Here is a 10,840-nt window from a genome sequence, read left to right on the forward strand (position 1 = left end):
CCCCTACACATGTTGGCCTAATGCCGGCGTTCGCGGCAAGCGCGGCGGGGCTCCCGAATCGTCCGGGAGCCCCGCTTCTGTCCGTGAAAGTGTTGCGTCAGCCGGCGAGGGCGTCCAGCAGCTTGCCGTGGATGCCGCCGAAGCCGCCGTTGCTCATCACCAGCACCACCTCGTTCCCCTTGAGCTCGGGCACCAGACGGCGGACGATCTCGTCGGGGTCGGGGATGAAGTCGGCGGGCTTGCCGGCGGCGCGCCAGGCGGCCACCAGCTCGTTGGGGTTGAGCGCGGTGTCCTCGGTGTAGCGCTCGGGGTGGAAGAGCCCCGCCAGCACCACCCGGTCCGCCGCGGCGAAGGCGTCGCGGTACGAGTCCTGGAATTCGCGCCGCTGCGCCGTGTACGAGCGCGGCTCGAAGACGGCCACGATCGGGCGGCCGCGGAAGCGCTGGCGGATCGCCTCGATGGTCTCGCGCACCGCCGTGGGGTGGTGGGCGAAGTCGTCGACCACGGTGACGCCGCGCGCCTCGCCGCGCACCTCCATCCTCCGCTTGACGCTGCGAAAGGTGCGCAGCCCCTCGAGCACCCCGGCCCGGTCGGCGCCGATGAAGTCGGCGACGGCGATCACCGCCAGGATGTTGCGCACGTTGATGGCGCCCGTCACCGGCGTCTCCACCACGCCCCACTCCTCGCCGTCGTGCACGGCGGTGAAGCGCGTCCCTTCCGGCCCGAACTCCACGCCGCGCGCCGTCCAGCGCGGGTGCTCGCCGCCGGCGGATACCTCGCCCTCCACATAACCGAACGATTCGATCGGCGCGAACGACTTCGGCGCCAGGTCGCGCACCATCGGCGAGTCCCAGCCGGCCACCAGCGTGCCGTTGCGGGGCACGAGGTTGATGAAGCGGGCGAAGGCGAAGCGGTACGCCTCCTCGTCGCGGTAGATGTCCGCGTGGTCGAACTCGGCGTTGTTGACGATGGCCGCGTAGGGGAGGTAATGCCACATCTTCGGCCCCTTGTCGAAGTACGCGGTGTCGTACTCGTCGGCCTCGATCACGAACCAGGGGGAGTCGGTGAGGCGAAAGGAGGTCCCGAAGTTCTCCGCCACGCCGCCGATGAGGAACGACGGATTGAGCCCCGCCGACTCCAGCGCCCACGCCAGCAGCGAGGTGGTGGTCGTCTTGCCGTGCGTCCCCCCCACCGCCAGCGGCATTCGGGCGCGGAGGAACTCTTCCTTGATCGTGGCCGCGGCCGACGTGTAGGGGAGGCGCCGGTCCAGCACCGCTTCCAGCTCCTCGTTGCCACGCGAGATGGCGTTCCCCACCACCACCCAGTCCGGCCGCGGCTCCAGGTTGGCCGCGCCGTACCCCTCGGCGTAGCGGATCCCCAGCTCGCGGAGCTGGTCGGACATGGGCGGGTACACGTTCTCGTCCGAGCCGGTGACCGTGTGGCCGGCGGCGCGCAGCAGCCCGGCCAGCGAAGCCATGGCGGTGCCGGCGATGCCGATCAGGTGGTAGTGGCGGGGCGCTGCGGCGCGCACCGGGGGGCTCGGGGTATTGACGGGCGGTCGGTTCATTCGTTTCCTTGCAGGCTGGCGGTTTGCGGACGCACGCCGTTGCGAGGAGCGTGCCCCGGCCTCCGGCCCGGTTCTGGCGTCCATGGCCGGGCCTGCGCCCCGGGCGCCCCTTCACCTTCTTCGTTTCCCCCGAGGACCCATGCGAGCTCGCTACTTCCTTGCCTTCGCGGCCCTGTGCGCCGTCGCGGCCGCCTGCGAGAACGACCCGCTCGTTCCGCAGTGCGAGGAGATCACCAGCACCGTGGCTCGCACCAACGGCGACACGGTGACCACCGCCAGCGGCCTCCGCTACCTGGAGCTGCAGGCGGGAACCGGCCCGGCCCTGGTGTCGTGCCGGGGCGTGAGCCTGCGCTACGTCCTGATGCTGCAGAGCGGCGCCGTGGTCGACAGCCTGGAGACGGGCCAGGCGCTCACCTTCGAGCTGGGACGCGAAGGCCAGCGCTTCATCCCGGGCTTCGAGGAAGGGCTCATCGGGATGAAGGCGGGCGGGCAGCGGCGGCTGATCGTCCCCCCCGGGCTGGGGTACGGCCCGCAGGCGCTGGCCGCGCGCCCGCCGCTGTTCGCGGGGGCCCCGGCCAACTCCACCCTGATCTTCGACGTGCGGGTGCAGCAGGTGGAGGCGCCGTAACCTCCCGATGAGCGACGATGGCCTGATCGCGGTCAACGATGGGCTGTGGATCCCCCGTTCGGAGCTGACCTACCGCGCCACGCGTTCGGGGGGTCCCGGCGGCCAGCACGTCAACACCAGCTCCACGCGCGTGGAGCTGGTGTGGGACGTGGGCGCATCCCCCAGCATCACCGAGGAGCAGCGCGAGCTGATCCGTACCAAGCTCGCCAACCGCATCAGCGGCGAGGGGACGCTCCTGCTGGCCGCGAGCGAGCACCGCAGCCAGCATCAGAACAAGGAAGCCGTCACCGGCCGCTTCGCCGACCTGCTGCGCGAGGCGCTGGTCGTCCCCAAGAAGCGCAAAAAGACGCGCCCGCCCCGCGGCGCCGCCGAGGCGAGGCTGCGCGCCAAGAAGCAGCGCTCGCAGGTGAAGAAGATGAGGTCGGGGCCGATCGAGGAGTGAGGAAGGGGAAGTGCGTTAGTGCGTTAGTGCGTTTTCGAGCGACGGATTGGTTCGCTCCTGGAGGCGGGCTGCGGCGCACGGCCGGGCACGGGCAGCCACGCGGGGCTGCCCCTACGGGATCTGTGCCGAACGCGAACGTCCCGAAACGCCGAGGACGGGCGCGATGATCGCGCCCCTACCTTCCTGGCCCGGCCGGGATCTCGCCCGCGAGTCCGCGCGGGCGGACTTTGTGCTGTTGTTGCCGCGAGTTTACTCGCCCAGGTTCCCCCACCCCTCACCCCGTCCCCCACTCGCACGCGTCGGCGCCCTGGGACTGGCAGTGGAGGTGGGCGACGTCGTGGTCCTTGCCGGTGTACTCGCGCAGGAGCTCGGAGAGGGCGCCGGCGTAGAAGGCGCAGGCGGCGCCGCCGGGGTCCGCGCGAAAGGTCATGGGACTCACCATGCGCACCGTGGGGGGCTTGCCGCGCACCTCCAGCCACGCCGTGCCCTGCATCTGCCGGAAGAGGCGCCGGGCGGCGTTGCGGGCGCTGCGCAGGGCCAGGGCGGGGGGAAGGAGGCGCACCAGGCGGCGGGCGGCCCTGGAGCGCTCCTGCCAGAATCGGCGCGCCACCCGCCGCCCCGCCTCCTGGAAGATCGCGTCGGCGTCGTGGCGCTTGATCACCAGGCGGATCAGGTCCTCCACCGTGGCGGCGGACTGCAGGCGCTTGCGGCGCACCTCCTCGCGGAAGCGGTGGATCTGCACGTAGACCACGTCGCTCAAGCCCAGGCGGCGCGGCATGCTGGCCGTAAGGTCCTCCCCTTCCAGCACCTCCTCCGGACGGTCCATGTCGCGGAGGGTCTCCAGCAGGAGCAGCGGAAAGAGGGGGGTCACGCTGGGCGTGCTCTCGGTGGCCCCGCGGATGGCTTGCGTCTTGGGCATCGTGCGCGTGGAAGTGTGGTCCGGCGAACCGCGGCGCCAATCTCGCCCGTGCGCGGGGTCGCTGGCAACCCTCGCGCCGCGGCGGGGCGGGCCTGCCTCTTGCAAACCCGCGCGGCCGAAAGCGCGGCCCGCAACGCCGCGCACCTTCTCCATTCCCGCGAGCGACCGGAGGGCGGCGTGGCCGATCCCAACCAGAACCCCACCTGCGTCTTCTGCCGCATCATCGGCGGCGACGAGACGGTGAGCATCATCCACGAGGACGAAGAGGTGATCGCCTTTCTGGACGTGCAGCCGCTGCACCGGGGGCACGTGCTGGTGGTGCCCAAGGCGCACTACAAGAACCTCTTCTACGTGCCGGAGGAGCTGGCGACGCGCACCTTCGCGGTGGCGAAGCGCATCCTTCCTGGGCTGCGGCGCGCCACGGGGTGCCGCGCGGTCAACCTCTTCTCCCCCAACGGGGCTGATGGCGGGCAGGACGTCTTCCACTTCCACCTGCACCTGATCCCGGTGCCGCACGGGGCGCCCTTCCCCCTTCAGCTTCCCAACCCGGACGCCGAGATCCCGTCGCGCTCGGAGCTGGACGTGATGGCGACGCACATCAGCCGCTCCATCCACGACGAGAGCGACGCCGAAGCCGCCATGCCCGCCGAGCCGACGCTCCCGGTGGAGGCCGGCCTGCCGCGGTAAACCGCACCGCTGTCGCAGGATTGCGCGGCGCGGAAGGCGGGCGTATGCTCCCGGCGCTCCTCCTGACGCCACGCTACCACCGCGTACCATGAAGCGCTTCGCCGCGTACGACCCGCCCGAGTATCAGAACTGGCAGCCGGACCCCGACACGATGCGCGACTTCCGCGCGCGCATCGATGCGGACCCGGAGCGCGGCGCCGTCGTGCGTGCGCTGGCGGAAGACGATCTCCTCGCCATGTACGCCGGCCTGCTGCGCAACCGCCTGCACGAGATCGCGCTCAAGCGGTGGGTCAAGAGCGGGGTGATCTCCAAGGCGTGGCTCGGCGTGGGCGAGGAGGCGGCCACCATCGGGCCGGTGCACGCGCTGCGCAGGTCCGGGCCGGGGCGCGACGTGGTGGCGCCCATGATCCGCAACTGCGGCGCCTGCCACGAGTTCGGGATGCCCGTGGCCGACATCTTCCGCACCTACCTGGGCGCGGGCGACGCCCCCGCTGGCGGGCGCGACCTGCACGTGGGCGACCTGGAGTACGGAGTCCTCGCCCCCATTTCGCACGTGGGCGACGTGGTGCCGGTGATCGCGGGGGTGGCGCTCTCCTTCCAGATCCGCGGCGAGGACCGCGTGGGGCTCACCTGGATCGGCGACGGCTCCACCAAGACGGCGGCGTTCCACGAGGGAATCAACCTGGCCGCCGTGCGCCGCCTCCCCGCCCTCTTCATCATCCAGAACAACCAGATCGCCCTGGGCACGCGGCTCAAAGTGCACGCCGCCGGCTCCTTTCATGACTGGCCGGCGATGTACGGCGTGGCGGGCGCCATCTTCGACGGGAACCACGTGCTGGACGCCTTCGCCGCCACGCGCCTGGCCGCGGACCGGGCGCGCGCCGGCGAGGGGGTCACGCTGCTGGTGGCCGAGACCTTTCGCATGGGCGGCCACGCCACGCACGACGAGCGCGAAGCACGCGCCCTCTTCGAGCCTGAGCTCTTCCAGACGTGGGGCCGACGCGACCCCATCGGGATGTTCGAAACCTGGCTTGTGGACGAGGGCATCGACCGCTCCCGGCTTGAGTCCATCGAGTCCGACGTCTCCGCCGAGGTCGAAGCCGCCGCCGAGGAAGCGCTCCGCAGCCGCGAAAGCGCGATGCCGGTCGGCGGGACGGCCGCGCGGGGGGCGTACGCCGGAAGCACGGCGTACAAGCCCGACTGGAGCTGAGACGCCGTGGCGTCACCCAGCGCGGTTCGGCTCCATCTGCCTCGTTTCCTGCTGCTCCTACTGGCCACCGGCGCGACCGCCGCGGCCCAGACTCCCGGGCCGCCCGCGCCCATCCAGGACAACAGCTTCCTGGTAGAGGAAGCGTACAACCAGGAACGCGGGGTGGTGCAGCACATCAACACCTTTGCGCGCGCGGAGGGTGGGGGCTGGGAGTACGCGTTCACGCAGGAATGGCCGTTTCGCAGCCAGCGCCACCAGCTCAGCTACACGATTCCGACGTCAGGCGCGGACGGCGACGTCGGGCTCGGGGACGTCGCGCTGAACTACCGCTATCAAGCCGGGCCGCTGGACGCATCGACGGCGTTCGCGCCGCGGCTGACGCTGCTGCTGCCGACGGGCTCGAGCCGAGAGGGGCGCGGGACGGGGGGCGTGGGGCTGCAGGTGAACCTGCCGTTCAGCGCCGAGCTCCCCGCGTCGCTCGTTGCGCACTCCAACGCGGGCGCCACGCTCACGCCGCGCGCCCACGACGAGGCCGGCAACCTCGCCGCTGCGCTGGACTACACGCTGGCGCAGAGCATCATCTGGCTGGCGAGGCCGAAGCTCAACTTCATGCTGGAAGCATCGTGGACGCGTGCACAGGAGGTCGTGGGCCCGGGCGACACGCAGACGGCGAGCGAGCTCCTGGTGTCGCCGGGGGTGCGCGGCGCCGTCGATCTGCCGTCCGGCCTCCAGATCGTGCCGGGCCTGGCCTTCCCCATCGGCGTCGGCCCCAGCAGCGGCGAACGGAGCGTATTCCTCTATCTCAGCTTCGAGCACGCGTTCGCCAGGCGGGGGCCGTAACGACGCGGGTGTTGACGGGCCGCCCCGCTGCGGGCTACGCTGTGTGACGCCGCGCGCATCCGCGCACGCACCTCACCCGAAGCTCGCGATGATGAAACCCGTGGTGGCGGGATGGATCGACCGGCGCGTCCTGGTGAACTACCGGATCGCGCCGGACGCGCTGGCTGGAATCCTCCCCGCGCCGTTTCGCCCCAAGCTGGTGCGCGGCCACGCCGTCGCGGGGATCTGCCTGATCCGGCTGCGCGAGGTGCGTCCGCGTGGCCTTCCCGCGCTCGTGGGCGTCGGCTCCGAGAACGCCGCCCACCGCATCGCCGTCGAGTGGGACGGTGAGGACGGCGTGTGCGAAGGCGTGTACGTGCCGCGGCGCGACACGTCGAGCGGCCTGAACGTGCTGGCGGGCGGGCGCCTCTTCCCCGGCGTGCACCGGCGCGCCCGCTTCGAAGTCCGTGAGTGGGACGGCGGCCTGAGCGTCGCCGTCCGCAGCCGCGACGGCGCCACGCGGATCGCCGTGCGCGGGCAGGTGAGCCACGCCTTGCCGCCCGGCTCCATCTTCACGTCGCGCTGGGAGGCCTCCGACTTCTTTCAGCACGGCGCCCTGGGCTACTCGCCGCGGCGCGACCTGGGCGGCTTCGAGGGGATGGAGCTGCGCACGCAGAACTGGAGCGTGGAGCCGCTGGACGTGGACCTGGTGGAGAGCAGCTTCTTCGACGACCGCACCCGCTTCCCCGAGGGCTCCATCGCCTTCGACTGCGCCCTGTTGATGCGCGACCTGGCGCACGAGTGGCACGCGCGGCCCCAGCTCGCAGCGCGCGCACCGGCGCCAGGGCTGGTGCCGGCGTTCAACCGGGACGCGGGGTAGGGGGGCTGGGGGCGGGGCCCCCTCCCCCGCTCGTCACCTCGCGGCCCCTCCCCCAAAACCGCCTGGGGGAGGGGCGTTTTGCGTGCGTTGGTGCGCGGTGGCAGGCGGTGGGGCCGGGGCGGGCACGGGCAGCCACGTGGGGCGGCCCCTACGGGTTTGGGTGCGCGAAGGGCGTAGGTCGGGGTGGCGGAAAGGGTGGGCAGACACGCAGGTCTGCCCCTACCGCTATTCGTTCGTCGTCGCGGGTGTCGGAGCAGCGTCGAACACGGGCGCGATGAATCGCGCCCCTACCGGATCTGCGTGAGGGCGCCCCGCAGTTCTCCCCCTCACCCGCCCTGCGCCCCCGCAGGCGGGGGAGGGGGCCGGGGGGAGGGGGCCCTTCGCAAACCCAAGCCCCCTCTCTCGATATCGGCGAGGGCGCAGCCCTCTCCTGTTATCGGGAGAGGGGGCAGGCGAGTGTAACGAGCCGGGGGTGAGGGCCTACCGCCCCCACAACACCCACCGCACCCGCAGCGCCATCAGCAGCGCGACGACCGCGAGGGACGCCACCAGTCCGGCCCAGATGCCGACGTGGGCGAGCGGGGTGTGGAAGCCCAGCCAGTACGCCACCGGGAAGCCCACGCCCCAGTAGCCCAGCAGCGTGATCCACATGGGAATGCGCGTGTCGGCGGCGCCGCGGAGGACGCAGATGCCGGCGACCTGGGCGCCGTCGAAGAGCTGGAAGAGCGCGGCAAGCAGGAGGAGCGTGCTGGCCAGCGTGACGATGCGCGGGTCGTCGGTGTAGAGGCCGACCACCGCCTCGGGCCAGGTCACGAAGAGGAGCGCGCACGCCGCCATGAAGGAGAGCGCCACCAGGTACGTCGCCAGCGCGGCGCGGTGCACCCCGCGCGCGTTCCCCGCCCCCACGTGCTGCCCCACCCGCACCGATCCCGCGATGCTGGCCCCCAGCGGCACCATGTAGGTGGTGGAGGCGATGCTGATCGTCACCTGGTGCGCGGCGAGCTGCAGGGCGCCCAACCACCCCATCATTACCGCGGAGAGGGCAAAGATCCCCACCTCGGCGCCGAGCTGCGCGCCCACGGGCACCCCCAGCCCCGTGATCCGCCGCAGCCGCGCGACCACCGGCCGCAGCGACACGCCGCGGAACGGGTGCAGCCCGGAGGCGCGAAGGACGTAGACGATCATCCCCGCGAGCATCGCCCAGCGCACGGCCGAGGTCGCGATGCCGGAGCCGACCACGCCGAGCGGCCGCACCACGCCGGGGACGCCCCAGATCAGCGCCCAGTTTCCCAGCACGTTCAGCGTCACCCCCACGAAGCTCAGCCACATCGCCGGCCGCGACACGCCCATGCCCTCCAGGTACTGGCGGAAGGCCATGAAGAGGAGGAGCGGCAGCACCCCGGGGGCGAGCGCGGCCAGGTAGTCGCCCGCCAGCAGCGCCACCTCCGGCGCCTGGCCGAGGAGGAGCGACACCCGCCGGCCAGACACCGACAGCAGCGTGCCCGGGATGGCGAGCGCGGCGGCCAGCCAGAGTCCCTGCACCAGCACGCGGCGGCACTCGTCGCGGTCGCCGGCGCCGAAGGCCTGGCTCACCAGCGGGCTCATCCCCATCACGATGCCGTTGCACACCACGATCATCGCGAACTGGAGGGAGCTGGCGATCCCCGCCGCCGCCAGCGCGGTGGCGCCCAGGCGGCCCACCATGATGGTGTCGGTGGTGTTCATCGCGATCCCGCCCAATTGGGCCACGACGATGGGACCCGCGATCCGCGCCAGCTCGCGGACTTCGTGGAGGAAGAGGCGCCTGCGGCGCCGCAATGCGTGGCTCATGGGCTGCCGTAAAAGCGAAGGGGCTCCGCGGCCGGCGGAGCCCCTCGCGGGTGTGGACGGACGTGGCGTCTCAGTTGCGCTCCTGCGGCACCTGCACCCCGATCACGCGCCCCTCGCCCGAGGAGAGGAGCGCTTCGGCGAAGTCCTGGCGCTCCTCCATCACCGAGAGCCGGTTGTCGATCCCGGTGAGGAGGTCGCGGATCTGCGCCATGTCCGCGGGCGGGGGCGGCGGCGCGGGCCTCAGCCGCTGCTCGGCCATCACCTCCAGCAGACGCCCCAGCCGCTTGGAGATGGGACGCAGGATCAGCACGGCGCCGGTGGTGATGATCCCGGTCGTCATGACGATCATCGGGGCGAGATCGGGGGTCATGGCTCTCTCCTTCTTCGTTCCGGATGTGCGGGTGCCGCTCGGTGGCTGCTACGGGACGCGGACCGCGGGTGTTTCGCGACGCGTCCGCGCGGGCGCCCGTTTCGGCTTGCCGGTGACCAGCTCGTAACGGAACGCCATCAGCCCCGCGAAGACGCCCGCGAAGATCAGCGGCGGCACAACATCCTTTTTTACAAGCAGGAAGAAGTGCAGCACGCCGAGCCCCGCTGCAACATAAACCATTCGGTGCAGCTTCTGCCAGCGTTTTCCCATCCGCCGGATCGCGCGCTGGCTGGAGGTGAGCGCCAGCGGCAACAGGATGAGCAGCGCCGTGAACCCCACCGTCACCCACGGGTGCTTCACGACATCCGCCACGATGAAGCCCCAGGAGAACGACTGGTCCACCAGGTACGTGGCGAAGTGCAGCACGGCGTAGAAGAAGGCGAAATTCCCCAGCACCTTCCTCGCGCCGATGATCCCGTTCCACCCCGTCAGCCGTCTGAGGGGGGTGATGGCAAGCGACGACATCAGCAGCGTGAGCGCCCAGAAGCCGGTGAGGTGCGTCACCGTCTCGATAGGGTCCACCCCGATCCCGCCCGTCGCCAGGATGACGAGCGGGGTGAGCCCCAGGAGCCACGCCGCCGGCTTCGCGGCGCGGTCCAGCGCGCGTGCCACCTAGAAGTTCCTCCGGAGGTCCATTCCGCGGTACAGCCCCGCCACCTGGTCCGCGTAGCCGTTGAACATCAGCGTCGGCCTGCGCAGAAAGGTGCCGATGCGCCGCTCGCGCGCCTGGCTCCAGCGCGGGTGGTCCACCTGCGGATTGACGTTGGCGTAGAAGCCGTACTCGTTGGGCGCGGACACGTTCCACGCCGTGCGCGGCTGCCGGTCCGTAAAGCGGATGCGCACGATGCTCTTGATGGACTTGAAGCCGTACTTCCACGGCACCACCAGCCGCAGCGGCGCGCCGTTCTGCGCCGGGAGCGGTTTGCCGTAGATCCCCGTGGCGAGCAGCGTCAGCGGGTGCATCGCCTCGTCCATGCGCAGCCCCTCCACGTACGGCCACTCCAGCACGCCGCGCTGCTGCCCGGGCATCTGCCGCGGGTCGTGCAGCGTGGTGAACTCCACGAAGCGCGCACCCGGGAGGGGCTCGGCGCGGGCGAGCACGTCGCGCAGCGGGATCCCCTGCCAGGGAACCACCAGCGACCACGCCTCCACGCAGCGCAGCCGGTAGGTGCGGTCCTGCACGCGGTTTGCGCGGATGAGGGTGTCGATGGGATAGCGACCGGGCTTGCGGCAGAGCCCCTCGATGCTGACCGTCCACGGCCGCGTCTTGAGAAGGCGCGGCGCCAGGCGCGCGGGATCTTCCTTGTCCGTGCCGAACTCGTAGAAGTTGTTGTACTGCGTGATCTCTTCGTACGAATTGGCCTTGTCCTGCGCCCCCTCCGCCTCCGCGCACGCCACGAGCGACGCGGGCGCCGCCACGGTCGCGAT

At 71.4% G+C, this 10,840-nt stretch carries 12 protein-coding genes; 6 read left to right on the top strand and 6 right to left on the bottom strand.

Going from position 1 to position 10,840, the window contains the following annotated elements; all coding sequences use genetic code 11:
• Positions 1-97 precede the first annotated feature (97 nt).
• On the bottom strand, positions 98-1,531 hold the full coding sequence (gene mpl / locus VF647_08760) for a UDP-N-acetylmuramate:L-alanyl-gamma-D-glutamyl-meso-diaminopimelate ligase (GenBank protein HEX8452174.1): 1,434 nt from the start codon (positions 1,529-1,531) through the stop codon (positions 98-100).
• A 175-nt stretch (positions 1,532-1,706) separates the two neighbouring features.
• Between mpl and VF647_08765 the strand changes: the two genes are divergently transcribed.
• Both VF647_08765 and arfB read left to right on the top strand, forming a co-directional pair.
• Positions 1,707-2,195 carry an FKBP-type peptidyl-prolyl cis-trans isomerase gene (locus VF647_08765; GenBank protein HEX8452175.1) on the top strand — a complete coding sequence of 163 codons (489 nt, stop codon included), beginning with the start codon at positions 1,707-1,709 and terminating at the stop codon, positions 2,193-2,195.
• 7 nt (positions 2,196-2,202) lie between these two features.
• Entirely contained in the window at positions 2,203-2,637 is a 435-nt protein-coding gene (gene arfB, locus VF647_08770; protein HEX8452176.1) for an alternative ribosome rescue aminoacyl-tRNA hydrolase ArfB, read from the top strand.
• Positions 2,638-2,911: 274 nt separating this feature from the next.
• On the opposite strand, the gene VF647_08775 is transcribed toward arfB, so the two are convergent.
• The gene (locus tag VF647_08775; GenBank protein ID HEX8452177.1) at positions 2,912-3,556 is read right to left on the bottom strand and encodes a V4R domain-containing protein; all 645 of its coding nucleotides are present in this window, start codon (positions 3,554-3,556) and stop codon (positions 2,912-2,914) included.
• A 177-nt stretch (positions 3,557-3,733) separates the two neighbouring features.
• On the opposite strand from VF647_08775, the gene VF647_08780 reads away from it, so the two are divergent.
• The 4 genes from VF647_08780 (at position 3,734) to VF647_08795 (ending at position 7,152) form a co-directional block, all read left to right on the top strand.
• The gene (locus VF647_08780) at positions 3,734-4,243 is read left to right on the top strand and encodes an HIT domain-containing protein (protein HEX8452178.1); all 510 of its coding nucleotides are present in this window, start codon (positions 3,734-3,736) and stop codon (positions 4,241-4,243) included.
• 88 nt (positions 4,244-4,331) lie between these two features.
• Entirely contained in the window at positions 4,332-5,453 is a 1,122-nt protein-coding gene (locus tag VF647_08785; GenBank protein ID HEX8452179.1) for a thiamine pyrophosphate-dependent enzyme, read from the top strand.
• A gap of 6 nt (positions 5,454-5,459) precedes the next feature.
• Positions 5,460-6,293, top strand: coding sequence for a transporter (locus tag VF647_08790; protein HEX8452180.1), 834 nt, complete (start codon positions 5,460-5,462; stop codon positions 6,291-6,293).
• Positions 6,294-6,381: 88 nt separating this feature from the next.
• Positions 6,382-7,152, top strand: a complete 771-nt coding sequence (locus VF647_08795; protein ID HEX8452181.1) for a DUF2071 domain-containing protein — start codon at positions 6,382-6,384, stop codon at positions 7,150-7,152.
• A gap of 480 nt (positions 7,153-7,632) precedes the next feature.
• Here the strand turns inward: VF647_08795 and VF647_08800 are convergent, their stop codons facing one another.
• The 4 genes from VF647_08800 to msrP form a co-directional block, all read right to left on the bottom strand.
• Entirely contained in the window at positions 7,633-8,982 is a 1,350-nt protein-coding gene (locus tag VF647_08800; protein ID HEX8452182.1) for an MATE family efflux transporter, read from the bottom strand.
• Between the two features lie 70 nt (positions 8,983-9,052).
• Positions 9,053-9,352 (bottom strand): hypothetical protein, encoded by a 300-nt coding sequence (locus VF647_08805; protein HEX8452183.1) that lies wholly within the window; start codon positions 9,350-9,352, stop codon positions 9,053-9,055.
• Between the two features lie 48 nt (positions 9,353-9,400).
• The gene (locus tag VF647_08810; protein ID HEX8452184.1) at positions 9,401-10,024 is read right to left on the bottom strand and encodes a protein-methionine-sulfoxide reductase heme-binding subunit MsrQ; all 624 of its coding nucleotides are present in this window, start codon (positions 10,022-10,024) and stop codon (positions 9,401-9,403) included.
• Positions 10,025-10,840 (bottom strand): protein-methionine-sulfoxide reductase catalytic subunit MsrP (gene msrP / locus VF647_08815; protein ID HEX8452185.1); only part of this gene is annotated, 816 nt, incomplete at its 5' end.

This window comes from Longimicrobium sp. (assembly GCA_036387335.1).
Classification (GTDB): Bacteria; Gemmatimonadota; Gemmatimonadetes; order Longimicrobiales; family Longimicrobiaceae; genus Longimicrobium.